Below are 24512 nucleotides of genomic sequence, written 5' to 3'. Positions count from 1 at the left end.
GAGGTAGCCTTCATCATGCATCTCCCAATAGTTTAATTTTCAAGAACTCTGCAATCTGGCCCTGTTGCACCGGAATCTTCCCCGCCGCATCAGATACATACTGCATCACGCTGCCATCCGCCCTCGTCACCTCAACCTTTACCCCCGCCGCAGGCTCTCCAGTACTGAGCTTCTTGATCACGTAAGGGTCGGCAAAGTCTGTCTTGGGCATTTCATTGAAGCTATGCGACAGGCTGGTGCCACCGCTAAAGGTCTTCTTCGCCCCCTTGACATCAATGGTCCCCGGCGCGTGAATTTCGATATTGCCGCCCTTGATGCGGATATAGCCGCCGCCACTCGTGAGCAAGATGCCATCCTTGGCCGCAATCTCGATGCCCGCCGCGGTGGAGCTGAGCTTCATGTTCTGCAGCGAGGTCAGCAGCATTTCGTCGTTCTGCGCCTGCAACTCCACCTTGCCTTTGGCCGCAAACAACTTGGCCCCGGCGTTCTGCGCAAACAGACTGATGCTCTGCACCACACTGGCCAGCAGCGACTTGCCGCTGGCGATGCTGACATCCTCACCGGTACTCACGGTCAGGTGCTTGCCACTGTGCAGGTGAGTGTTCTGCGGCGTGGCGGTGGCGATGTCGGCCGGGGAAGAGGCGATCAGCAGCGGCTTCTGGTAACCCGGGGTCTTGCCGCGCCCGCCGTTGCGAATTGCCCAGGCGGTGTCGCCGCCGTTGCGCTGCTGTTCGCTCGGGCCCTGGCTGGGGCTGCTGTTGTCGTTGCCGTAGGTCACATCCGCGTCGGCGTTGAGCTGGGTCAGGCTGTCGAGGCCGGCTTGCAGGGCGTCGGCGTTGTGCTGCTGGGCGGTGTCGGAGAGGGTCTTGAGCCGCTGTTCGCTGTTCTGCAGCTGCTGCTGGGCTTCGCTGATGTCGAGCTGGGCGCCTTCGGCGTTGCTGCGCTTCCAGGTGCTCAGGTACAGGCCTTGCTGGGCGCGCAGGGCGCCGTAGGCGTCGGTGCGCAGCTCGAAGCCGGTGCCGCGCAGGCCGCCGCGGTTGTTGCCGCGCTGGTCGATCAGGTAGCCGAGGTTGAGCTGGGTGTGGCCGTGGCTGCTGTGGATTTGCGTGCGCACCTGGCCGGTGGAGTCGTCCATCACCCACTGGTTGAAACCGCCGCCGCCGACTTCCTTGCTCTTGTAGCCGCTCATCAGGCCGCTGGAGTGCCAGGCGGGTTTGTGGCCGCCGTACACCTGCCCCATGACCAGCGGGCGGTCGATGTCGTTGTCGAGGAAGGTGACCACCACTTCTTCGCCGGCGCGCGGCACGTGCACGCTGCCCCAGTCGGGGCCGCTGCTCGGTTGCAGCATGCGCAGCCAGCACGAACTCAATTCACCGTCCTGGCTCAGGCGGTCCCAGTGGAAGCGCACGCACAGGCGGTTGAGGCTGTCGGTGAACACTTCGTGGCCGCTGGGGGTGACCACCACGGCGGTCTGCGGGCCAGGGCAGGTGGGTTTGGCGTGTTCGAACGGGCTGCGGTAGGGCGCGCTGTGCAGCTGGCCTTCGAAATGGCTGGTGAAGAAACCGTAGGACGCAGCACTTTGCGCCGAGCCAAGCAGTGAATCTTCCGGCGCTGGGCGCACGGTCTTGAAAAGGGCCGCGAGGCTACCGGGCGCGTCACGGCGCTGCTGGGCCATGGGCAGGTTGCTTTCAGCGAAGAACTGCACCTCGATCAGCATGAATTGCCGCGCCTCGGCGGCCTTGCGTGCGTACAGCGGGTGCTGGGTCAGCTCGAACCAGCGCCCGGCCTGCAACTGGCGCACCCCGCCCTGGCCGTGCACGCGGCGGGCCTGGGATTCGCGCTGTTCGATCTGCACGCGGCTCAGCCACTCGCCGCGCTCCTGCTTCTGCCAGTTGTACTGGCCCTGGTATTCGTAGCGCTCCAGGGCGGCAGGCGCGGAGGCGGCCTGCAGCGCCGGCATCACGCTTTCCCGCGGTTGGCTGTGCGCCAGGTAATCGACGCTGCGCCAGTTGAGCTTGCCGCTGAGCAGCTGCGAGCCGGTGCTCCACTGGGTGATGCCGTCCTGTTTTTCGGTCACGCTCTGGGTATGGAACGGCAGGCTTTGCGGGGCGAGGGCGGGCAGGGTGTCGGCGCTGTCGGTGAAGACGATGCAGTGGCTGTCGGCCTGGTGCTCGACGTACCAGAACAGGCCCTCGAGCTCGCACCAGCGCTGCACGAAGTTGGCGTCGGTTTCGTTGAACTGGGTGACGTAGGACAGCGGCGCGTACTCGCGGCGCAGGTCCAGGCGGTAGTTGCCCTTGGCCTGGGGGTACTGGGCGAACACGGCTTCGAGAATGGCTGGCAGGTTCTTGTCCTGCCAGATGCGGCAGTCGCTGCGGTATTCGAGCAGGCTGAACCAGGGCGCGAACACCAGTTGCCAGTCGTGCAGGCCGCCGTCGCTGCCCAGGTAGCGCACGCTCTCGACCAGGCCGTGGCGCGGGGCCTGGGTGCCGTCGTCGCAGAGCAGCGCCAGGGTGACGGGTTGGCCGATGAGTTTCTCCGGGTCGTACTCGGTGTCCTGCACCAGCACATCGAGGGTGTAGCGCGGGGTACGGCCGAGGCGCTCGACGCCGTGGGCGCGCAGGGCCTGGAGCGCGTCGGCACCCAGCGGGGTGGTCAGCTGCAGCAGGCGGCCGCTTTGCGAGAGCGGGGTGCCGAAGGTCAGGTCCATGACAAGGGATCTCCTGAGTGGGGGCTGAAGAGTGGGTTATTCCAGGGTCTTGATGGGCGGGTCCTGGTAGTTTTCATCGATGGCGATGCCCATCTGCTTCAGGCGTGCTTCGGTTTGGGCGCGTTCCTGGGCCATGCGTTTGAGTTCCGCGGGCACAAGCGCCTTCCAGTTTTCACGGTTTTTTTCGCCTTCAACGAAGCCTTTATAAAATTCGCTTTCAGATTCAAAGCTGAGTGTAAACAAATACGATCCCTGCTTTTGGGGCGCTTGAGTATCATTCTCGCGCTGAACGCGAAGCAATAGATACACTCCGTTTCTGTAGAAGTACCAACTGTTTATCGTTGGGAGTGCAAGCCACTCTTCGGTGCTCAACTTTAAAACGGGGTCTTTCCATGGTCCAGTACCGACTGGCTTGCCCAATATTGATCGAGTATTTTCAAATTTGCCGGCCTCTGTTCCGGAGATTCTCGCTTCGTTTTGAAAAATATATCTTTTCCAGCCGGCAGATCGTAATTTTTCCACCTGCTGATAAAAATAAAGCATGGCTTTATCGTGCTCGGAATCCTGCGGCACGCCACCGAGTGTCACTCTGGCATTGTTGATAGTGTTGTTTTCAAAAGTGCCCAGTGTGGTGCTAACAACGTCGTCAAATTTTAAATTTCCATTGTTGGAGTTAATCGACAAATCCGCCCGCAAGGTGTTGGCGAATGATAGGGAGAATTTGTAGAGGCACAGGCCTTGCATGCAGTCCTTTTTAAAGTCGACTGATGACGATGAAAGGGCCTTGTCAATAGGTGTATCAATTTCAAATCGTATAGTGGGCTTTTCGCGATTCATGTCCGCCTCCCCACAGCCGACAAGCCCCAGCAAAAATGCATATCTGGCGAACTTCATCATCAGGTGTGCTCACTCGTTTGCAGGCCAGCAACTGCTACCTGCGAAGGGCCAAGCAACCACCCCTGGGTCTGCGTCGAGCCATGCCGATCGAACACCAGCACCGCGCCCTCCAGGCTGTTGGCCGCCTGCAAGGCGAGCGCCAGCGCGCTCATCTCGCTGATCCCATGCCCGTATTCGCCCGCCAGCAGGGCATGCCCGATAACGTGCTGCTGCAGGTCGCAGTCGGGCAGGCAGGTGTTGAGGAACTGATACAGGTGCTCAAGCCGGTTGTCGTCGTGGTGGCCGTCCGTGACCAGGGCCTTCACTTCGGCGATTGCCATACGGCTGCGTTCGCACAACTGCTCGGCCACCTGCTCGAGGCCGCCCGTGCTCTTGCGCGGCTGCAAGGCGCGCGGGCCATGGGCCTCGGTCACTGGCGGATAAAGCTGCCAGCGCGCATTGCCTTCGGGGTTGGCCAGGTCGACCCGTTGCAGGTTCAGCACGGCAATCGCTTCGCCTGCCATGCGCTCGCCTGCAAGGCCGCCGGCCCTGGCCAGGGTCGCCCACGAGTCGAGGCCGATGCACAGCAGGTTCGGCGCCTGCAGGTCGTTCTGCAGCGCCCAGGGCAGCCAGGTGGCGAAGGTTTGCTCGGGGGCGATGAAACCGTGCCCGGGCAGGTAGTCGAATGGCCACATTTCCAGCGCAGCATCCAGCCACGGGTCGGCCTCTATGTCGGTCGGCGCGAACAGCACGACCTGGGTCTGCTCCCAGTCCAGCTCGGCGGCAAAGTCGTGCCACTGGCCGAGCATGCCTTGTAGCAGTTGCCGCGCCCTTGGCAGGGCATGGACTTCGGCGCGCTCAGTACCTGCACGGATGCGCCGCACATTGCGCCGGTGCCCGGCCGGGCTGACCAGCCGTGGGTCGTGTTCGAAATCGGCGGTCAGCTTGCCCAGCGCCTTGCCGGCCCTGGCCTCGGCCGGGCTCAGGTTGGGCAGCCACAGCCAGGCATCGGCCAGCCCCATGCGCGTGCTGTCGTAGTGCGCCACGGGGCGCGGCGGTGGGGCCAGGCGCTGTTGCTGTTCGCGTCGCTCGCCGATCACATCCCACAGTGAACGGTGGCCCTGGGCAAAGGGTTTCAACATGCGGGCTGTCCTTAGAGTATTCCGGTGTCGCTGTTGGTCGCGATCAGGCTGGAGCCGCAGGCGGTCTTGTCGCCATGGCGGGCCACCGGCATGCCGTCGACCAGGGTGGTGCTGTCGCCGCTGGCGATCACGCAGGCACCGTGCAGGCACATCACCTTGTCGCCCATCCGGGCCACGGCGCGGCCGTTGACCACGGTGGAGGATGAGCCCTGCACGACCATGCCGCCGCGGTCGGTGGGGTCGTTCAAGAGAATGATCGGACGCATGTCGAAACTCCTTTTCTGGCGGCTAGGACCACAAATCAGTCACGAGGTTGCAAGGTGCCGAGCACATCGCGGATGCCATCGACCACGCCGCTGTCCTTGATCACATCGTTGAGCCAGGACTCCAGTGGCATGTTGCCCCACTTGATCGCCCGCTCCACCAGGTACGGCACCGGGCTGTGCGGTTCGGTCTGCTTGAAGAATTGCGCCACGCCCTGGAGCAGGGCAAAGGCTTCCTCGCGGTTCAGCGGGGTGGTGCGCAGGGGCGCATCGCTGCTGCGCTGCGTGGGGGGGCGGGTGGCAACGGCGTCGGCTTCTGGCCTGTGCTCGGGCTCGCTCGGGGCGGGCGCCGTGAGCCGTTCCACACCGCGCTCCTTGAGCAGGCGCTCGACCAGTTGGCGGGCGTCCAGCAGCACGTCATTGAGTGCCAGGAAGCTTGGTACATCCCGCTCGAACGCGGCGTCGGCGGCCGCTTGCAGCTGCTGGCAGGCGTGCAGGCACTGGCTGATCTGGGCGTGGCGCAGGTGCAGGTGTTCGGTGTCGGTGAGCACCACCGAGCGCTGGAACAGTTCGGCGTTGATCTTGCCTTCTTCCAGTGCCTGGTGCATTGCCGAAGGGTTTTGCCGGGCGAGGTTCTCGACCTGCCGCGACTCTTCGTACTTGTGCAGGCTGTAGTGTTGCCCCTGGGTAATTGGCAGGGTGCGCACCACTTGGGTCAGCGTGGTAGTCAGCCACGCCAGGCGGGCCGCGCGTTCCTCCACACCCTCGTCGAGGGCGGGGTACAGCGTGTCCCAGAAATCTTCCAGCAGGGCCTGGGCCACTGCCAGGGAAAAACGGACCCCAACAAAGTGCTTGCGGTGGGCCAGGCCTTCGCTCAGCCACGCCACCAGCATCAGGTCCTTGCTTTGCTCGGTGAGGCCGGCCGCAGCGAGTTGGATCACCTGCTCCCAGTCGGCCTGCTTGAGGTCGGTTTGCCAGTCGCCCTGGGTCAGGTAGTCGGCATCGGCGCGGCGAGCTTCCTTGATCTGATCGAACAGGCTGGAAAAACTCAGGTCCTCGCCGGCACCGCCATCGATCGGGGCGCGCAAGGCAGACAATGAAAGGTCGTCGAGAATGTCGGTCATGGACGGCTCTGCAGCAAAGGTAAAAGGAAGGTCACCGTGCCGAGGCGGCACGGGACCCTCGAGCGAGCTGCCCGTTACCGGCGGCAGCTCAGGTCAGGCTCAGGCATAGACCTTGTTCAGCGAACGGTCCCAGCCGCCGGTGACCTTGCCGCCACCTGCGCCATCGGAACGCTTCTGCTGGGTGTAGGTGGTCTTGATGCGCGAGAAGTTGAACTTGATCTCTTCCATCGGCAGGTCGCTTTCGGCTTTGGCTTCGCCGTCGATCGGCAGGTTGCCAAGGAAGTTGACCGAGGAGATCACCACTTCTTCGAGGGTGATGGTCAGGTAGGTCACCTTGTCACCACCGGCACGGTTCACGTTCAGCACCACTTCCTTGATGTGCTGGCCTTTGCAGCACGCCTCGAAGGCCTTGGCAGAGGCCTTGTCGACGTACTTGCGGATGGTGAAGTCGCTCAGATTGACACGCTCGGACGACGCACCGCCGGAGGAGCTGGCAGTGGCCGAAGTGGCCTGGGTGGCGCCGTACTGGTAGCCCAGCACTTCGATCCAGTCCTTGTGCTTGTCGTCCAGTGCTTCGCCTGGGATGCCGTCAATCTTGAGGTAAGCGTCAAATGCCATTTTTACGTTTCTCCATAGGTGTAAAGGGCTTCCATGATCCATAGCGTGGACCTGCCCTGAGGTTGACCCCGGCGAACGGTTCACCGGGGTCGTATTGAGACCGGGCGTCAATCAAGTGCCCGGACCTCGATCTCTACGCGCCTGTTCGGTTCCAGGCACTGAATCAGTTCGGCGCGCGGCGCTTGCAGGTTGCAGCGCACCAGCGGTTTGTTGCTGCCTTCGCCCACGGCGTCGACCAGTTCTGCCGGCAGGCCCTTGCCCACCAGGTAGGTCTTGATGGTCTGCGCGCGTTGCCGCGAAACCTGCAGGTTGCTCTGCGCATCGCCGATCTGGTCGGCGTGGCCGGTGATGACGATCTTGCCGACGTTGGGGGTGTTCAGCAGTTTGTTGGCGATGCTGCTCAGTTGGCGCTGGCCGGCGGCCTCAAGGCTCTGGAAGTCGGCGCGACCGAAGGCGAACAGCGTGTCGGACTCCAGGGTGATGGTCTCGATGGCACGCAGCGAGCGCGACAGCAGGCTGTTGATGTAGTTGCGCGAGCTGGAAATCAGGAACGCGTTGTTGAGGATGCGCGGCACGTCCGGTTCGCGGACCTGGTCGCTGTAGAAGGCGATTTGGCGCCCGGCGAACTGGTAGTCGTCGGCTTCGCCGGCAGCTTGCGCGGATTGCCCGGCAGTGGGTGGCACCTGCTTGTAGATCGCCGGGTACCAGTAGTCGGGGATGCGCGCCTTGAGCACGGCTGGCTCGGCCTGCTCGCGCTGGGCCTTGGACAGCATCAGGTAGGTGTCCAGGGTGGTCTGGCCGAACGTGGCGACCGATTGGGCACGGTTGTCCACCGGCAGGGCGCGCGGCTCGACACTGTCGATGCCGCTCACCGCTTCCAGGCGCGCGGCATTGCGCTGGTAGATCTTGATGCTGCTGAGCAGGTACAGCGAGCGCGTCAGGTTGTCGGCGGTGGGCTTGAGCATCACTTTTTCCAGCTGGGCGAAATAGCGCTCGCGGATGAAGGGCTCGATGTCGTGGCCGCTGTACAGACCCATGCGCATGGCCAGCGGCACGCCGTCGACGTGGTGGCGGGCATACAGTTCGGCCGCCGCCTGGCGCAGCTGGTCGAGGGTGTGCCAATCGGTGTACTGCTGGCTGGCTGCGGCGTCCTGTTGCTGGGCGGCCTGCAGATTGCCGGCCACGGCCTGGATGGCGGCCTTGTTGTTGCTGTACGACCAGCCCCAGGCCAGGCACAACGCCAACCCCGCAACGCCAGCGGCGGCGACCCAGGCGGCCTTGCGCCGGGCCTCGCGGTGGTTGCTGGTGTACAGCGCCACCAGGTGCTGGTCAGGGATGATCACTTTGCGGAACAGGCTGGCGATGAACAGCGGCGCGGCCTGGTTGTGGCCACCCGCGGTGTGGGCAGGCGCGGCCAGGGCGAAGCGCTCGCGCACCTGGCGGGCATAGGCTCCCTGGGCCGGCTCATCGGCGTCCAGGGCGCTGGTGAAGTAGAAACCACGCAGCAGTTCGGCGCTCTGGTAAGGGTTGGCGCGCAGCAGGTCGGCGACAAAACCATTGAGCAGTGGCTTGAGCGCCGCCAGCTCCAGCGGCAGGCGGTAGGCGGCCGGGTCCTGGCGGGTCAGCTGGATGTCCTGCTCAAGCACTTGCTGGTCGGCCAGTGCCTGCCAGTGCTCGACCAACGCGTCCAGCGCGCTGGCAAAGCGGCTGCCCCAATCGGCCTGTGCGAAGCCTTCGTGGGCGAAGGTCTTGCCCATGACCTCGTCACGGGCGGCGGGGTCGAGCTGACGCAGGAAATGGGTGAAGCCTGGCAGCAGGTCGCACTTGGTGAACACCAGGTAGATCGGCAAGCGCAGCGCCAGCAACTCGTGCGCCTCCTGGATACGCTCGCGCAGGCGCTTGGCCAGGCGCTCGCGGCCTTCGGCGCCGGCATTGAGGATGTCTTCGATGCTGACAGCCACGATCAGGCCGTTGAGCGGGCGGCGCTGGCGGTGCTGGCGCAGCAGGCCGAGGAAGGCGCGCCACTTGCCGGCTTCTTCCTGGTTGTCGATGTAGCGCCCGGCGGTGTCGAGCAGCACGGCTTCGGAGCTGAAGAACCAATCGCAGTTGCGTGTGCCGCCAAGGCCTGCAACCCGTGCGCCTTCGCGGTCGGCGTAGGGGAAGGTGAGGCCGGACTGGTAGAGCATGGTGCTCTTGCCCGAGGCCGGCTGGCCGATCACCAGGTACCAGGGCAGGGCATACAGGGCGTCCTTGTTCGCCCCCGGCTTGGCCGAACCCTGCATGCGCTCCAGGCTCTGCAACAGGCGCTCGCGCAGCAGGCTCACTTCTTCGCGGTCCTGGGGGCTGGCGTTGAGCACCGCCTGGTCGGCGTCATCGCGCAGCAGGGCCTGCAGGTCGTGGTGGTTGGACACGCCTCGGTACATCAGCAGCACGTAGGCGGCCGACAGCAGCATGAACAGCCCGATACCGGCCAGCAGGCTGTAGAGCGAGGCAAAGCCCAGCGCTACGCCAGCCGCCCAAACCAGGAAGATGGCCAGGAAGAACACCACGCCGAGCACATACGGCTGGTATTTGAAGAAGTAGTACTTGAGCCTGTTCATCGATACTGTTCGTCCCGCGCGCTGGCAAAGCGCTCAATGAAATCGTTCAGCGCCAGGTCGTCGGCTGGCAGCGCCAAGGCGCCACCTGCCGCTGGCTGGGGCAAAGGGTCCAGCAGGTTGTAGCGCTCATGGGCGCCGGCCACGCCAGTCAGCACGCGGTACACCTCGTCGCAGCCGCGCGAGGCGAAGCACAGCAGGCCCGGGCGCATGAAATTGTCCACCAGCACGCTGACATCCGGCATGCCGGCGCTGCCGCGCAAGCGTGACAGCAGCGTGCACCAGAGGTCGGCCATCGGCCGCTTGAGCCCGCTCTGCGCAGGCAGGGGCAGGTTGATCGCGGCAGGCTGCCCGTGCTTGAGGGCGGCGCGCAGGCGGTACAGGCTGGCCATGCCGGCCTGGGTGTCGAACTCCGGGTAGCTGTGGCGCAACGGCCGGGCGACGTCGTGCAGGTTGAAATCGCGCAGAAACTTCTCGTGCACCCGGCGGTACAGGTCCAGGTCTTGCGCGGTCCAGCCGCGCATGGCCTTGATCCGGGCGAACAGCTCGGCCATGTCGCTGCCTTGCGCGGCCTGCATCAGCAGCGGCTTGATCTGCCCGGCAAACAGCTCGCTGAGGATGTGTGGGCTGACGAACTGGCCGTCGTGTTCCACGCGGATGCTCTGGAACACCATGAACGGGTAGCGCCGTCCGCTGGTGTCGCGCGAGCTGATGAAGCCGCCGAGCAGCCACTGCCCGCTGCGGCTGCGGTAGCAGAAGAAGCACACCGGCAGGGCGTCGAAACGCTCGCGCCAGTCGGCTTCGGCCTGCATCCGGCCAAGGCCGTTCTGCAGCCACAGGTCGAACTCGCAGACCTCCGGCAGGGCGCCGTTGAGGCTGACGAAGTCGGCGCTGGCCGGGACTTTGCCGAAACACCCGATCATCGTGCACCGGCTCCTTGCATCGTGCTTGCCATCGTCAGTTCACCCGCGCGCTGTCATTGAGCACGCTCAGTGCCTTGACCTGGGCCAGGTCGGTCATCTTCACCCCGCCATAGTTGCGTACCACCAGGCTCACCGGGCCTGCCACCGATTGCCAGGTAAAACGCTGCTGGATGGTGTCCAAGTCGCTGACCCGGGCGCTGTCATTCATCTTCAGCAGGCCCCAGCGGCCGGGGTAGTCGAACACGGTGATGCGCTGGCCTTCCAGGGTCACCACGTCCAGGCGTGCGCCCGGTGTGTTGTTGCTACCTGGCCAGGCGAAACGGTTCCAGCTGGTGCGGCCGTTGCGGTAGTGCTGCTCCTGGCCATCGAGGGTGAAGATGATGTCGGTGTAGCGGGCGGACGGTTCGAGCATGATCTCGAAGCCGTTCTCGCGGTCCGACAGGCTGGCGATCACCTGGCCCACGGAACTGGCCTTGTCGATGCTGTCGACCATCCGCGCGTTGACCAGAGGGCTGGTGTTGTTGCCGCTGCCCATGCCCAGCCCTTCGCCTGCGGCCAGGTTGCCAATTTGGTTGCGCTTGAAGGCCGGCAGCAAGCCGCTGTCGGGGTCGACGAAGCGCTGCAGGTCCTTGACCGAGGCTTCGTTGTCGCTGCTGGCGACGATCGGGTAGCGGTGCGCCATGACTTGCTGCCAGGGGCGAGCGATGTCCTGCGCCCAGGCTTTGGCGATCTGCTGCCCGGCGGGGTCGCGCAGGGTTTCCCAGGTGTACTGCAGCGGCGAATTGAACAGCCGCAGCAGCGACTCGGAGAGGCTGCCGGCGCTGGTGTCGACGCTGGTCTCGATGTAGTTGCGCACCAGGGTCACTTCCGAAGGCTGGCCTTCGAGGGTTTCGCTGATCAGCAGCTTGCTGTTCTTGCCCACGTCCTGGGAGCGCTGGATATTGCTCAGGCGCACCTTGAGCTTGCGCAGGGCAGCCAGGTAGCGGTCCATCACGGTACTGTCGGCGCCCTCGGCGTTTTGCGCGGCGAACAGCCGCGAGACCGGCTCGAAGCGCTTGGCCAGGCTGGCGTCGTCAACCCGTGGCAGCTTGGCGACGATGGCTTCTGCTGCAGCGCCCTGGCTGGCGAACACGCCCTTGATGCTGCTCCAGAAGCTGTCCTCGGCAGCATTGGCCGGGGAGGCGGAGGCCTGCTTGGGCAGGTCCCAGTCAGTGTTGTGGTTGACCGCGGCCAGCAGGCTCTTGACCGGCGAGTTCTGCACGTCGCTGAGCACGGTCAGGCGTTCGCTGGCATTGGCCATGTCGGTGAAGTGGCGCACACCCACGCCTTGCAGCAAGGTGAACCAGGCATCGGCGTAATCGGCCTTGTAGCGGGCCAGCAGCTCACGCATGAAGTTGGCCTTTTGCACCAGGCCATTGCCGCCTTCACCGTCGAGCACCCAGTCGCTGTCGTTGCGCAGCTCGCCCGAGAGCAGCTTGATCAGCTCGGGCTGGACGAACGTTTCCCAACCCTGGCGGGTATAGAAAGCCGGTACCGATTCTGCCGAGAACAGCTGGTTGCGGCTGTTGGCCGGGACCATGTCGGCCAGGGTCAGCGCCGGATACTGGCGGCCGGATTCCAGTTGCAGGCGCAGGTATTCGCGGTCGACCAGGGAGCTTGCGATCATGAACGAGCGCAGGCTCTGGCGCGCATCGGTGACCAGCTGCTCGTTGCGCCGCAGGGCGGGCGCCGTGCCTTGCTGCAGGTAGCGCACGTACATGGCGCTGTTGGCGGCGATCAGCTCGGGGCTGATTGCCTGCCCCTGTGCCTGCGCCGCCTCGGCCCAGGCGCGTGGCAGCTCGGTGGCGACGAAATCGGCATCCGGGTGCGCCTGCGGGTTGGACAGGATCAGGTAGAGCTTGAGCGCGCTGTAGGCTTCGATCACCGAGGCGATCTGCTGCTCGCTGAGGCGTCCGAGGCTGTCTTCGGACAGCGACAGCCCGGCGGTGAGAGCGGTGTCTTCGGAGGAGTCGGCGCTGGATACCGAACGGGCCTTGTCCTGCAGCGCATCGAGCGCGCGGCGCCGGCCTTCCTGGCCCAGTGCCTGGCTGCCGTTGCCGGCGACGGCAGTCAGCCGTTCGGCCACCTGGGGCGCCTTGAATACCTTGACGCCTTGGGCGGGGGCGGCGTTGCTCGCCGCTGCGTTGGCCGGGCGGCGCTTGCCGCTGTCGGCCAACGGGGTGCGGTCGACGGTTTCGGCAAACTGGTTGAGCGCGCGCAGTTGTACTTGCAGCTGCTTGCCGATCGGCTCCAGGGCCTGGGTGCGCAGTTGCTGCAGGTAAGCCTGGCGCAGCGGGCCGAGCAGGTCGGCGCCACTGTACAGGCCAGCGCCCAGCGCCAGCGGAACGCCTTGGGTATCGTAGCCCTCGAACTCGCCCAGGTAGCGGCGCAGCTGCTCCATGGCCTGGCCGGAAGCCAGGCGCTCGGCCTGGTCCGGCGCCTGTTCGAGTTCGCTCAGTTCGCCGCCGATACTGCCCAGCACTTGGCGGTTGTTGTGAAACGACACACCTTCCCAGGCCAGCAGCGCCACGCCGGCAAGGGCTGCGGCACCGGCCAGCGCCGGGGTGAGGGCGCGGGTACGCCCCTGGCGCGAGTAGTACAGGCTCAGGTTGCGGTCGGGGAACACCACCTCGCGGAAGGTGCCGGTAATGAAGTAACTCTTGTCACCGATCTTTTCTGCAGGCCGGCCGGTACCTGCGCGTTCGCTGGCCTGTAGCGCGTAATGGGCGCCCAGCGCATCTTCATACACCGGCGGCAGTTGCTCGTCGGTCTGCAGTGCGCTGGTAAAGTACACGCCGCGCACGATCGGCGGTGTGCGGCCTTCGGCAGTGCGTTCGAACTGCTCCAGAAAGCCGCCCAGCACGCTGGCCAGCTCGGCGAAATAATTGGGGAACTGCAGCAGCTCGACGTCGGCCGTGTTGCCGGCGCCGATCAGCTGGCCGTCGACGTGTTCGCGAACACTGCCCAGCAACTGGCTGAAGCGCGCTTGAGCCACGGCGCGCTCGCCTTTGCTGCGCACCTCGGCGAGCGGGAAGGTCATGCCCAGAGGTTGTTGGCGCTGGCTGTTGTCCAGGCCTTCGAAAGCCTGGTTGAAGCCCGGCAGCAGGTCGGTCTTGCTCAGCATCAGGTACAGGGGCGGGTTGACCCCCAGGCACTCGCTGTACTCGTCGATGCGCCCGACCAGGCGTGCGGCGATGGCCTCGCGTTCGGCAACCGTGGCGCAGATGATCTCCGGCAGGCTTACCACCAGCACCAGGCCGTTGACCGCAGGCTTGCTGCGCTGCTTGCGCAGCAGTTTGAGGAACGCGGCGAACTCGCTGGCCGAGGCATCGTCACGCAGGTAGCGCCCGGCGGTGTCGATCAGCACCGCCTCGGGGCTGAAGTACCAGTCGCAGTGCTGGGTGCCGCTGTCGAAGCCGCTGGCCTGGGCGCCGGCAATCGAGGCATGCAGCCCGGAGCGGGTCAACAGCGAAGTCTTGCCCGAGGCCGACATGCCGATTACCAGGTACCACGGCAGGTCGGACAGCGCCGAGGCGCCGCCACCCCCTGCCGAGCGTGCCGAACGCAGCATGGCGATGGCGTGCTTGAGGCGCTCGCGCAGCACATGCTGATCGCGAAACTCGCCTTCGCTGCCCAGCGAACGGTCGACTTCCAGCTGGACCAGGTGCTCGATGTTCTGCTCGGCGCGGATGCGCCGGTACTGGCGCAGCACCACCAGCAACAGGCACAGCGCGCTGAACAGCGTCATGGCCACGTACACCTGCTCCGGTGCCAGCTGCCAACGCGGCAGGGCGAACCAGCAGATCAACAAGCCGATCACCCAGCCCAGGGCCAGCGCGAACCAGAAATTCTTCAAACAGCGCAGTAGTGCTTTCATGTCTTCCTGACCGTACCCAAGTTAAACGCCGAACAGTTGTCGGACCTGTTCTGCCAATGCCGCGACTTCCTTGCCCAGCAACCAGTCCAGGGTCAGGTACACGGCGCCGCAGACAAGTGCCACCAGCACCAGGTAAAGCCACAGCGGCACTTCGTAGCGCAGCATCTGCGAGACCTGGTCGGGAAGCGCCCATTGCGCGGCGAGTGCCTTGCGTGGCGCACGGTGGCGGGCGATGTCCTGGCCCAGGGTGTTGGCGATGTAGCGCAGCTGGTCCTTCTGCTCCAGGCTGTACTTGCCCTCGAAGCCCAGGGCCAGGCACAGGTGGTACACCTCGAGCACATCGAGGTTGCGCTTGACGTCGCTGCGCAGGCTGTCGAGCTTGTCGAAGAAGCCCTGGCCGGCCAGGTGCACGCCGAAGTACTGGAACTGCAGCGGGTTGATCTCGATCTGGTTGCGGATCTCGCTGGGGCCGGCATTGAGCACGCTCTCGTCGAGAAACGCGCACAGCGCGTACTGGGCGTCCTTGACCTGCTCGACGCTGTAGTTGGCACGCCGCGCATCGCGCTCCAGCGCCGGGAAGAACTCATCGACACTGGCGCGCAGGCGCTTGACGTCGACTACCTTGTTGCCCCGGCGAATCATCAGCGCCATGGTCAGGAAGTCCTTGACCAGATCCTTGAGGGTCGAGGGTTGTTCGACGGCGGTCACGCCGCCTGGCATTACGGCAACAGTCATTTGAGCACCGCCATCAGTTCGAGCTTGAGGTTCTTGAAGGCACTGGGCACGTAGAAGGCGATGGCGTTGGCGCCCATCATGCGTTCATACACGCGGCCATGCGGTTCGATCGCGAAGTACTGGTTGTCCAGGCGCACCGGGATGGCATTGGGCGTGCGCACGCAGTGGTTGAGCGTGGCGCCGGGCATGGCGGTGTTGACCACCACTTCGATGTCTTCCGGCGAGCCGACCTTGAACGCCCGCGGCACCAGTTCCAGCACCTGGGCGCCGGGCATGTCGGCGTGCACCGAGATGTAGAAGTCGGCATCGGCCAGGCGCGGGTCGTTGAGGCGGCCGACGTAGTACGACGGGCGCGTCTGGTCCAGCGCAATCGGGATGTACTGGTTGGGCACCACGCTGTTGAGCAGCTCGCGCACCAGCCGGTCGAGCTTGAGCATCGAGGCGGCCGGATCGTGGTGGTCGTAGGGCGCAATGTCATCCAGGCGGGCGGTGAGCGAGAAGGTCAGCAGGCTGCCGGCCAGTTCGGCGAGGAAGCGGTACAACTGCTCCGGGTGCAGCCGCGGGTGCTGCAGCAAGTGGGCAAGGCCCGGGTAGGCGCGGTTGACGGTGTACAGCAGCCAGAACAGGCTGACGTCGCTGGAGCAGAACTCGGCGATCTGGTCGGCGCGCTCGCGGCGCCGCCCGGACAACGTTTCGCTCTTGCTCTGCAGCAGCGCCAGCAGGCGCTGGGCGATGGTCAGCAAGGTGCCGTGGGCGCCCAGGTGCAAGGCGGGGTGGACGAACTGGCTGTCGACGCTGAAGGCGTTGAGGTTGTTGCGCTGCAGGTGCAGCAGCGGGCAATAGCTGTAGCCGTCCAGGGCATCGCCATCGACCAGCAGCACCACGTTCAGGCGCAGGCTGGTGATCTCGTTCTCCAGGTCGCCTTCGTTGAGGTCGGGCAGGGTATCGAAGGCCTTGCGGTAGCGGCGTGCGCCCTGGCGTTCGGCACCTTCCTCGAGGTAGTTGGCGCTGTAGGGTTCTGCCAGTTTGAGGGCGGCATACACCTTCAGGCCCGAGCCCTGCATCACGTCCTTGAGGTCGCGGGCGGCGGGCAGCGGGTCGTGCTGCGGGGCATCGAACACCGAGCCGTCAGGGAACACCAGGTGCAGGCGCTTGAGCTGCAGGATGCCGCCGCTCAGGGCCTGCTCGTCGACTTCCAGGGCCTGCACGCCCCAATGGAACGGCGAGCTGCGCAGGCTTGCCTGGGCCAGCTGGTGCTGGTGGAACTCGTCCTGGTACTGGAAGTGCTGGGGCAGGAGGAACATGCCCTCCGACCACATCACACGGCTTTTCTTACTCATGGATACCTTCCCGTGCTGAGTCGAACAGGTTGTTCATCGATTTCTTCATGGATTGGTCGGCGGCCTGTTCGGCCGCCTGCTGCGCGGAGTCCAGCGCCTTGGCCTGCAGCTGCTGGGCCACGGTGGGCTGCGGTTGCGCCGGCTGCAAAGTGGCCACGGCCTGCTGGTTGGGCAGCTGCAGCACGTCCTGGCCGCGCTCGGCGGTGATGGCGTTGTGGTCGAGCAGGATGCGGCCGCCACTGGAGGAGAAGAAGATGCCGTCCTTGCGGAAGGCGTCGGCGTTGAAGGCCATCTTCCAGCGGCCACCGCTTTCATCGCGGAAGAAGGCGGCCACGGCCACGTAGCGTGCCTGTTTGTTCAAGGGCCAGCGCTGGATGTCGCCGATGCCGGGCAGCACCACCCGCTCACGGCTGTCGAGCAGGGTATTGCCCAGCGCCTGCTCCGGGTGCTGCTGCAAGGTGTCGGCATCGCTGCTGACGAAGCGCTCCACGCTGGTGAGCTGGTAGATCCGGGTGACCACCGACAGCGGCGTGCCGGCAGCGTCCGGGTTCAGCTGGTTGCCACCGTCGATGGTGAGGATCACCTGCTCGTCGCTGCTGAACAGCATGTCGCCAGCCCACGTGTCGTCGACTCGCTTGCCGACCCGGTCGGTGATGCCGCAGGCGCTCAGCGCCGATGCCACGATCAATACACCCAGTAACCTGCCCATTGCCCTGCTCCTGATGATTCGCTCTGGCAGCACCCGTGCTGCCGATGGTCCCTGCGTCAACGTGTGTATCCCTTACGCCAGGCTGTAGGTGAAACCACCGGCCTCATCCAGGTCGATGCGCAGGCTGTTGATCGGCTGGTCCTCGGCCATGCGCGCCAGTACATGCTCGGCCAGGTCCGGCATGAGGCTGCCCGAGAGGATGTTGTCGATGTTGCGTGCACCGCTGTCGACTTCGGTGCAGCGCGCGGCAATCGCCGGCACCAGCGCCGGGCCAAAGTGCAGCTGGGCCTGGTGGTTGTGCTCGAAGCGTTGGCGGATACGCGCAAGCTTCAGGCCGACGATGCGTTCGAGAATGGCGTCCTGCACTGGGTAGTAGGGGACGATGCTCAGGCGGCCGAGAAATGCCGGCTTGAACACGGCATTGAGCTGCTCGCGCAGGTCCTCGACCAGTTGCGCCGGGGCTGGGGCCTGTACGGCCCCCAGGCAGGTGCGCATGATGTGCTCGGTGCCGACGTTGGAGGTAAGGATGATCACCGTGTTGCGGAAGTTGATCTCGCGCCCTTCGCCGTCGTCCAGCACGCCCTTGTCGAACACTTGGAAGAACAGTTCGAGCACGTCGGGGTGGGCCTTTTCCACCTCGTCGAGCAGCACCACGCTGTAGGGCTTGCGGCGCACCGCCTCGGTCAGCACGCCGCCTTCGCCATAGCCGACGTAGCCGGGTGGCGAACCCTTGAGGCTGGAGACGGTGTGGGCCTCCTGGTACTCGGACATGTTGATGGTGATCACGTTGCGCTCGCCGCCGTAGAGGGTGTCGGCCAGGGCCAGGGCGGTCTCGGTCTTGCCCACGCCGCTGGGGCCGAGCAGCAGGAACACGCCGATCGGCTTGTTCGGGTCTTCCATGCGCGCCCGGGAAATCTTGATGCGCTTGCCGATCTCGTGCAGGGCGTGGTCCTGGCCGAGCACGCGCTCGGCCATCAGCGCGGGCAGGCGCTGCACGGTGTCGATTTCGTCGCGCAGCATCTTGCCCAGCGGGATGCCGGTCCAACCGGCGATCACTTCACCGATGGTGGCGCCATCGACCAGGGCGTGGACCAGCGGCTCCTCGCCCTGGACATCGGCCAACTGGTTGCGCAGTGCGGCCAGTTCGGCGCGGTTGTCGGTGTCACTGGCCTCGCCCAGGGCGTGGATCTGGCGCACCAGTTCCAGCTCGCGCTGCCACTGCAGGTTCAGCCGCTGCTGGCGCTCGCTGGCCTGAGCGAGTTGTTCGTGCAGTTGCTCGAGCCGGCGCTGGTGGTCGCTGCCTTGGCGTTGCTCCTGCTGCAGCAGGGTGATTTCCGCCTGCAGGTGGCCGACCAGGCGCAGGCAGTCTTCAAGACGCCCCGGTTGCGCGCTCTGGCCCAGGGCAACCCTGGCGCAGGCGGTGTCGAGCACGCTGACAGCCTTGTCCGGCAGCTGCCGGCCGGTGATGTAGCGGCTGGACAGGCGCACCGCCTGCACCAGGGCATCGTCCATCACCGCCACGCGGTGGTGCGCCTGCATCTTGTCGAGCAGCCCGCGCAGCATATAGATAGCCTGCTGTTCGTCTGGCTCCTCAACCTTGACCACCTGGAAGCGGCGGGCGAGGGCGGCGTCTTTTTCGAAGTACTTCTTGTATTCGGCCCAGGTGGTGGCGGCGATGGTGCGCAATTCGCCGCGCGCCAAAGCTGGCTTGAGCAGGTTGGCCGCATCGTTCTGCCCGGCCTGGCCACCGGAGCCGATCAGCGTGTGGGCTTCGTCGATGAACAGGATGATCGGGTGGACGCTGCGCTTGGTCTCCTCGATCACCGATTTCAGGCGGTTCTCGAACTCACCCTTGATCCCGGCACCGGCCTGCAGCAGGCCCAGGTCCAGGGTGTGGATGGCGACGCCCTTGAGTGGCGCCGGCACATCGCCCTGGGCGATACGCAGGGCCAGGCCCTCGACCACGGCAGTTTTGCCGACGCCGGCTTCGCCGGTGAGGATCGGGTTGTTCTGCCGGCGGCGGGTGAGGATATCGACCATCTGCCGGACTTCGGCTTCGCGGCCCAGCACCGGGTCGATCCGGCCTTCGCGGGCACTGCGAGTCAGGTCGACGGTGTACTGGTCCAGCGCCGGGGTCTTCCCCGACCCCGCGGCCCGGGCGGGCGCTGCGCTGCCGGCGGCGGCCAGCGCCGTGGCCTGCTGGGCTTCGCCACTGGCGCTGATCAGCTCGGCCAGGTTGGCGCGCAGGTCGTCGACGTTGACCTTTTCCAGTTCGGCCGCGCTGGCCAGCACCAGCCGGCGCAGGTCGGGGTCATTGAGCAGGGCCAGCAGCAGGTAGCCGCTGCGGATCTGTTGGCTGGCGTATTCGATCGAGGCCAGCACCCAGGCGCGTTCGATCAGCTGGGTGATGTGCGGCGACAGGGCGGGGGTGCGGGTGTTGCCAGTCTTGAACCCTTCCAGTGCCTGGGCCAGCTGCGATTGCAGGCGCTCGACCACCACATCGTAATGACGCAGCAGCGGGCGCAGGTCGTTGTCGTCGCCTTCGAGCAGTTGCAACAGCACGTGCTCGATGTCCACTTCGTAGTGACGCTCGGCAAGGCACAGCGCGGCGGCGCTCTCGGTGGCGCTGCGGCAGGTGTCGTTGAGCTTGGCAAACAAGGACTTGAGATTCACAGCGAGACCCCATCAAAAGGAATACTAAAAATGCCGCAGCGCACAGGCTTGGCCTGGCTGCCGGGCCGCTTCAGCCAGCCCATCCAGCCCAGCGCCACGCCACCTTGGCGGCCCAGGCGGGCAACCGGTACGGCTTCGGGCTTGAGTTGCGGTGCCAGTTCGAAATCAAGGCTCGGGCCGAGGTAGAAGCGCACCAGCTCGACCAGCTTGCGGTAGGTATCGGTGCCCGGCAGCAAGCGCTGGTAATCGGCCAGCTCCAGCGGGCCGATCTCGATACGCACGCACGACTGGTAGTCCCAGACGCGGTTGCCGGCGACGCTGCTCTGGCCCAGCTGGGCGTTCTGCCGGCCCAGGCGCGTGCACTGCTCGGGCGCCAGTTGCAGCCAGCGCCCGGCGAACTGAGTTACGGTGAACGTCAGGCCGAAGTAGAAGCACAGCATCGCCTGCAGGTTCTGCGGGTTGCGCGGGCGCTGGGTGAACAACCCGGCGAAATGGCTGAACAGCTCGTGGCGCAACCCCGTGCCGGCTTCGCCGAACTTGCGCTTCTGGCCTTGCTCGCCGAAGCCCACCAGGTTGAGCAGGTAGCGTTCGAAGTCCGAGGCGCCGTTGCGCTCATGCTCGATGTGGAACCGGTACTTCTGCCAGGCCTGGTAGAACAGCGCGACCATGCGGTGGGAGAACAGGTCCAGGAACGCGTGCGCGGCATCGTCGCGGTACTGGATGTGACGGTTCATCAGCAGCTCGGTGTAGGGCCGCGGCAGCACGCCCGACGGGCCCACCAGGCCCATGAAGGTCACCTGCACCTCGGACAGCGGCTGGCCGTTGATGTTGCTGCGCTCGGCGCGCTCGAACTTCAGTTCGCTGACTTCGCTGACTGGGAAGTTCAGCGACAGCTGCGAGCGAAAACGCAGCGGGTCTTCATGCGGCCGGGTTTCCGGGTCGATACGCCCGGCACGGCTGTAGTGCAGGCGCAGCAGCCGTACCAGTTGGAAGAATTCGAACCGGTAGGGCTCCGCGCGTGCCTGGTCGATCAGACCAGGGGTTGATCGCCGGTTCTGGCTGGCCATTGTACGATTCTCTTTTCCCGCTGACGGGTACGCAGGGTGAGTTGGGTGAAGCTGTTGACGGTGCAGTACTGGCTGAAGAAGTGGTCGAGGATCTTGCCGAACAGGAACACGCCGCTGCCGATGTACTGGCTTTCGTCCAGTTCCAGAGTGATGCCCACGCCGCGCACGAAATTCGGCCGCGGGTGGCCGATGCGCGCCACCACCGGTTCGCTCTTGATCGACAGGATGCCGCTGATCTGCTTGCGCACGGCCGATGTGCGCCGGTAGTTGTAGAGGCTGAGCATTTCCTGCAGCACCTCCTTGCCATTGGCCACCAGCGACAGGTGGTTCAGCGACAGGTGCGAGACCAGCCGCCAGATCAGGCCTTCGCCCAGGGGCACGCGGGCCGTGGCGGTGGGTTTGCGCAGCATGCGGATGCTGTCGACCACGCCGTCCTGGTCGAGGCTGAAGTCGCTCTGGTTGCCGCCGTAGCTGAGCAGTTGCGGCAAGTCGCGGTTGCTGCAGGTCAGGGCGATGCTCAGGGTGTCGTTGCTGGTGTCGATCAGGTCCAGCTCGCGGTCGACCACGCGGATCAGCATGTCGGTGCCGCCCTGGCTGCCGCGCCGTGACGGTTGCCGGCGGCCGATCCAGTAGCAGGCATCCGGGCCCAGCTCACCGCGCGGTTCGAAGAATGGGTTGCAGGCGCTGACCGTGTCTTTGCCAGCCAGCTTGCGCACCCGCAGCACGCGGTCGATCGACACCACTTCGGCGTTGCCTTGCAGGCGCACGTCCGGGGTCACCGGATATTCGGGCAGCGCGTGGGTCAGCTTGATCGGCTCGGCCTGATGCTTGAACAGGTTGATGATCGGCGTACAGCCGAGCTTGAAGTTGTTGCGGCCGATGTTCTGCGCCAGGCGTACCAGGCGCTCGCCCAGCTCGAAGTGGGCGAAGTAGAAGTTGATCTCCAGCGTGCGCAGGTCACGCCCGGCCAGGCTGCGCTTGAGCCCGCCGATGTCGAAGAACATGAACTTGTCGGGGAAGGTGAAGTAGTCATGCAGCAGGCGGTAGCCGGCGAACGAGCGCGACGAGTAGTCGACCAGGCCATCGGCGGCTTCGAAACCCACGGCCTGCAGGGCATCGGCGGGCAGGCCGATCTCGCGGCGCTGGCCATTCTCGGTGAAGCTCAGGGTGGCCTTGGCCAGGTTGTTGAACAACAGTTCGTACAGTTGCAGCATCAACGTGCTTTCGCCGTCGAGGAAGAACCGCAGCGAGTGGATGTCCAGCTGGCCGAAGTGCTGGTCAGTGGTCGCCGCCAGGGCGATTTTCAGGTGGGCGACCAGGTCGGCGCTGTGGCCGTTGAACACCGAGCGTTCGAGTTCGACGAACGCGGCATCCTGGACCGCGACGGGCCACAGTTGTACCGGGTAGCAGGTGCGGAACCGGCAGGCGACACCGTCGACAACGCGCGAAGCGATTTCGCTGTGGCGCTCGATGGTATGGCAGCCGGTCAACGCCGCCCGGTTGCCGGCGCAGAACTCGGCGATCGACAACGCCGGGGTAGGGCGCAGGTAATGCGGGTAGAGAACTTCGAGGAAGGCTTCGACGATTTCCGGAAACTCGTCATCGAGCTTTTTATGAATCCGTGCCGAAAGGAACGAAAACGCTTCGATCAGGCGCTCGGTGTGCGGGTCTTCGCAGTTGTCCCCTTCGATCAGCAGGCGCGAGGCGATTTTCGGGTACTCGCGCGCAAATTCCTGCCCGAGGTAGCGCAGGTGCGAGAGTTCCTTTTCGTAGTAGGGCAGCAGATCGTCGAGCATCAGTTGAGGTTCTGCACTTTGTATTCTTGGGTATTGACCTGGAGTACCGCATCGAAGGACACCTGGCGCGTGGCGTCCTGCAGGTGCAGCACCGCATCGACCCGGAAGGTCAGCATGCGGTGGCCCACTTGCTGGTTCATCAATTGCACGCGCACCGCGCGAAAGCGTTTGTCGCCCACGCTGATGGCGCGTTCCAGCTGCGCCTGGATCAACCGCCGGTCCTCGGGGTTGAGCACGCCCTTGCTGGTGAAGTCGGGCATGCCGTACTCAAGGATGCTGCCGGCCAGTTGCGGATGGCTGCCCAGGCGCTCGGCGACCAGGCACTGGCGGGTATTGACCAGCACCTCGAGGTCGCGGATCAGGCTGGCCTTGTAATCGGCCAAAGAGCACAGGCGCCCGGACACCGCCTCGCTTGCCTGATGCGGTACATCATCGAGCAAGCGATCGAGCAGCGTGGGTACCAATTGGTAGTGACGGCTCATGGGTGAACTGCGCCTTCCTGGCCTGGGTTCGATCAGCTACGGGTGGATTGCGGAAGTTCGGCGACCAGACGCAGCGAGGCGGTCAGTTCGTCGAGCTGGTAGTGCGGGCGCAGGAACGCCACAGCCTTGTAGGCACCCGGCTTGCCGGGCACTTCCACGACCTCGACACTGGCTTCGCGCAGCGGGAACTTGGCCTTGGCCTCCTGGCCCGCGGTGTCGTCGAGCAGCACGTAGTCAGCCAGCCATTCGTTGAGGAACGACTCGACGTCCTTGCGCGAGGCAAAGCTGCCGATCTTGTCGCGCATGATCGCCTTCATGTAGTGGGCGATGCGCGAAGTGGCGAAGATGTACTGCAGCTGCGCCGACAGGCGTGCGTTGGCGTTGGCGATGTCGGTGTTGTACTGCTTCTGCTTCTGCGCCGACTGGGTGCCGAAGAACGCGGCGTAGTCGGTGCCCTTGCAGTGCACCAGGGGGATGAAGCCCAGGTCCGACAGCTCTTTTTCGCGGCGGTCGGTGATAGCGATTTCAGTCGGGCACTTGAGCGCGACTTCGCCGTCGTCGGTCTTGAAGGTGTGGGTCGGCAGCCCTTCGACCAGGCCTCCGCCTTCCACGCCACGAATCGCCACGCACCAGCCGTAGCGCGAGAAGGCGTCGGTGACGCGCGTGCCCAGGGCGTAGGCGGCGTTCATCCACAGGTACTTGTTGTGGTCGCGGCCGTCGACGCTTTCGACGAAATTGAATTCGTCCACCGGCACGGTATCCGGGCCGTAGGGCAGGCGGCCAAGCACATGGGGCAAGGTCAGGCCGACGTAGCGCGAGTCTTCCGAGGCGCGGAACGACTTCCACTTGGCGTACTCGACGGTGTCGAAGATCTTCGCCAGGTCGCGCGGGCCGGACATGTCGGTGAACGAGTCCCAGCCGAACAGCTCGGGCGAGGCAGCCGAAATGAACGGTGCGTGGGCAGCGGCGGCGACGTGCGAGATTTCTTCGAGCAGGTACATGTCTTCGGGGCTGCGGGTGAACTCGTAGTCGCCCAGCAGCATGCCGAATGGCGCGCCGCCAAAGGTGCCGTATTCCTCTTCGTAGATTTTCTTGAACAGCGCGCTCTGGTCGAATTCGCTGGCAGCCTTCAGATCGCGCACCAGGTCTTTCTTCGAGGCGTTGAGCAGGTGAATCTTCAGCGTGGTGCTGGTTTCGGTCTGGTCGACCTGGTACTTCAGGCCGCGCCACGAAGCCTCCAGCTGCTGGAACTCGCGGGCGTGCATGATCTCGTTCATCTGCTCGGAGAGCATCGCGTCGATTTCGGCGATGCGTGCATCCAGTACCGCGATCAGGTCCTTGCTCGGCGTCAGTTCGCCTTCCAGTACCTGGCCGACCAGTTCACCGATCAGGTCGCGGGTGCGGCTGCGTTCGGTTTCCGAGCGGGCCACGCGGCTTTCGGAAATGATGCTGTCGAGCAGAGAGGCCTGCGGGGCGAAGTGCTCGACTTCGACCAGGTCGGTGTCCTGCTGCGGCAGTGCTTGTTTGTCGGTCATCGTCTG

At 65.0% G+C, this 24512-nt stretch carries 17 protein-coding genes; all 17 read right to left on the bottom strand.

Annotation, left to right across the window (positions count from 1 at the left end; all coding sequences use genetic code 11):
* Nucleotides 1–13 precede the first annotated feature (13 nt).
* The gene (locus B3E94_RS19585) at nt 14–2710 is read right to left on the bottom strand and encodes a type VI secretion system Vgr family protein (protein ID WP_286914796.1); all 2697 of its coding nucleotides are present in this window, start codon (nt 2708–2710) and stop codon (nt 14–16) included.
* Nucleotides 2711–2746: 36 nt separating this feature from the next.
* The gene (locus B3E94_RS19580; RefSeq protein WP_286914795.1) at nt 2747–3607 is read right to left on the bottom strand and encodes a hypothetical protein; all 861 of its coding nucleotides are present in this window, start codon (nt 3605–3607) and stop codon (nt 2747–2749) included.
* Entirely contained in the window at nt 3607–4728 is a 1122-nt protein-coding gene (locus B3E94_RS19575; RefSeq protein ID WP_286914793.1) for a hypothetical protein, read from the bottom strand. Before B3E94_RS19575 ends, B3E94_RS19580 begins: the two co-directional genes overlap by 1 nt.
* An 11-nt stretch (nt 4729–4739) precedes the next feature.
* The gene (locus tag B3E94_RS19570) at nt 4740–4994 is read right to left on the bottom strand and encodes a PAAR domain-containing protein (protein WP_176517291.1); all 255 of its coding nucleotides are present in this window, start codon (nt 4992–4994) and stop codon (nt 4740–4742) included.
* A gap of 35 nt (nt 4995–5029) precedes the next feature.
* On the bottom strand, nt 5030–6115 hold the full coding sequence (gene tssA, locus B3E94_RS19565; protein WP_286914791.1) for a type VI secretion system protein TssA: 1086 nt from the start codon (nt 6113–6115) through the stop codon (nt 5030–5032).
* 99 nt (nt 6116–6214) lie between these two features.
* Entirely contained in the window at nt 6215–6733 is a 519-nt protein-coding gene (locus B3E94_RS19560; protein ID WP_176517289.1) for an Hcp family type VI secretion system effector, read from the bottom strand.
* Between the two features lie 107 nt (nt 6734–6840).
* Nucleotides 6841–9333 (bottom strand): type VI secretion system membrane subunit TssM, encoded by a 2493-nt coding sequence (gene tssM, locus B3E94_RS19555; protein WP_286914790.1) that lies wholly within the window; start codon nt 9331–9333, stop codon nt 6841–6843.
* Nucleotides 9330–10253 (bottom strand): type VI secretion system-associated protein TagF, encoded by a 924-nt coding sequence (gene tagF, locus B3E94_RS19550; RefSeq protein WP_286914789.1) that lies wholly within the window; start codon nt 10251–10253, stop codon nt 9330–9332. Before tagF ends, tssM begins: the two co-directional genes overlap by 4 nt.
* Nucleotides 10254–10287: 34 nt before the next feature.
* Entirely contained in the window at nt 10288–14169 is a 3882-nt protein-coding gene (locus B3E94_RS19545; protein WP_286914788.1) for a type VI secretion protein IcmF/TssM N-terminal domain-containing protein, read from the bottom strand.
* Between the two features lie 21 nt (nt 14170–14190).
* A complete protein-coding gene (gene icmH, locus B3E94_RS19540) occupies nt 14191–14904 on the bottom strand; it encodes a type IVB secretion system protein IcmH/DotU (RefSeq protein ID WP_176517285.1) in 714 nt (237 codons plus the stop codon).
* A complete protein-coding gene (gene tssK / locus B3E94_RS19535; RefSeq protein ID WP_286914786.1) occupies nt 14901–16244 on the bottom strand; it encodes a type VI secretion system baseplate subunit TssK in 1344 nt (447 codons plus the stop codon). The genes icmH and tssK overlap by 4 nt, the downstream gene beginning before the upstream one ends.
* Nucleotides 16237–16953 (bottom strand): type VI secretion system lipoprotein TssJ, encoded by a 717-nt coding sequence (gene tssJ / locus B3E94_RS19530; RefSeq protein WP_286914785.1) that lies wholly within the window; start codon nt 16951–16953, stop codon nt 16237–16239. The genes tssK and tssJ overlap by 8 nt, the downstream gene beginning before the upstream one ends.
* A gap of 72 nt (nt 16954–17025) precedes the next feature.
* Nucleotides 17026–19626, bottom strand: coding sequence for a type VI secretion system ATPase TssH (tssH, locus tag B3E94_RS19525; RefSeq protein ID WP_286914784.1), 2601 nt, complete (start codon nt 19624–19626; stop codon nt 17026–17028).
* On the bottom strand, nt 19623–20693 hold the full coding sequence (gene tssG, locus B3E94_RS19520) for a type VI secretion system baseplate subunit TssG (RefSeq protein ID WP_286914783.1): 1071 nt from the start codon (nt 20691–20693) through the stop codon (nt 19623–19625). Before tssG ends, tssH begins: the two co-directional genes overlap by 4 nt.
* Nucleotides 20657–22489: a type VI secretion system baseplate subunit TssF gene (tssF, locus tag B3E94_RS19515; protein WP_286914781.1), complete on the bottom strand. Its 1833-nt coding sequence runs from the start codon at nt 22487–22489 to the stop codon at nt 20657–20659. The genes tssG and tssF overlap by 37 nt, the downstream gene beginning before the upstream one ends.
* Nucleotides 22489–22971 carry a type VI secretion system baseplate subunit TssE gene (gene tssE, locus B3E94_RS19510; protein ID WP_176517279.1) on the bottom strand — a complete coding sequence of 161 codons (483 nt, stop codon included), beginning with the start codon at nt 22969–22971 and terminating at the stop codon, nt 22489–22491. The genes tssF and tssE overlap by 1 nt, the downstream gene beginning before the upstream one ends.
* Nucleotides 22972–23003: 32 nt before the next feature.
* On the bottom strand, nt 23004–24506 hold the full coding sequence (gene tssC / locus B3E94_RS19505; protein ID WP_176517278.1) for a type VI secretion system contractile sheath large subunit: 1503 nt from the start codon (nt 24504–24506) through the stop codon (nt 23004–23006).
* Nucleotides 24507–24512 lie beyond the last annotated feature (6 nt).

This window comes from Pseudomonas sp. UBA6315 (assembly GCF_002438125.1).
Lineage (GTDB): Bacteria > Pseudomonadota > Gammaproteobacteria > Pseudomonadales > Pseudomonadaceae > Aquipseudomonas > Aquipseudomonas faucium.
The sequence above is the reverse complement of the archived record's forward strand: the minus strand, read 5'-3'. Positions and strand labels throughout refer to the sequence as shown.

Coding starts and splice junctions, on each gene's coding strand:
- tagF (WP_286914789.1), bottom strand. CDS start 10,253: ATGATCGGGTGTTTCGGCAAAGTCCCGGCCAGCGCCGACTTCGTCAGC.
- B3E94_RS19560 (WP_176517289.1), bottom strand. CDS start 6,733: ATGGCATTTGACGCTTACCTCAAGATTGACGGCATCCCAGGCGAAGCA.
- tssF (WP_286914781.1), bottom strand. CDS start 22,489: ATGCTCGACGATCTGCTGCCCTACTACGAAAAGGAACTCTCGCACCTG.
- tssC (WP_176517278.1), bottom strand. CDS start 24,506: ATGACCGACAAACAAGCACTGCCGCAGCAGGACACCGACCTGGTCGAA.
- tssG (WP_286914783.1), bottom strand. CDS start 20,693: ATGGCCAGCCAGAACCGGCGATCAACCCCTGGTCTGATCGACCAGGCA.
- B3E94_RS19585 (WP_286914796.1), bottom strand. CDS start 2,710: ATGGACCTGACCTTCGGCACCCCGCTCTCGCAAAGCGGCCGCCTGCTG.
- B3E94_RS19570 (WP_176517291.1), bottom strand. CDS start 4,994: ATGCGTCCGATCATTCTCTTGAACGACCCCACCGACCGCGGCGGCATG.
- B3E94_RS19575 (WP_286914793.1), bottom strand. CDS start 4,728: ATGTTGAAACCCTTTGCCCAGGGCCACCGTTCACTGTGGGATGTGATC.
- tssA (WP_286914791.1), bottom strand. CDS start 6,115: ATGACCGACATTCTCGACGACCTTTCATTGTCTGCCTTGCGCGCCCCG.
- B3E94_RS19580 (WP_286914795.1), bottom strand. CDS start 3,607: ATGATGAAGTTCGCCAGATATGCATTTTTGCTGGGGCTTGTCGGCTGT.
- icmH (WP_176517285.1), bottom strand. CDS start 14,904: ATGACTGTTGCCGTAATGCCAGGCGGCGTGACCGCCGTCGAACAACCC.
- tssK (WP_286914786.1), bottom strand. CDS start 16,244: ATGAGTAAGAAAAGCCGTGTGATGTGGTCGGAGGGCATGTTCCTCCTG.
- tssE (WP_176517279.1), bottom strand. CDS start 22,971: ATGAGCCGTCACTACCAATTGGTACCCACGCTGCTCGATCGCTTGCTC.
- B3E94_RS19545 (WP_286914788.1), bottom strand. CDS start 14,169: ATGAAAGCACTACTGCGCTGTTTGAAGAATTTCTGGTTCGCGCTGGCC.
- tssM (WP_286914790.1), bottom strand. CDS start 9,333: ATGAACAGGCTCAAGTACTACTTCTTCAAATACCAGCCGTATGTGCTC.
- tssJ (WP_286914785.1), bottom strand. CDS start 16,953: ATGGGCAGGTTACTGGGTGTATTGATCGTGGCATCGGCGCTGAGCGCC.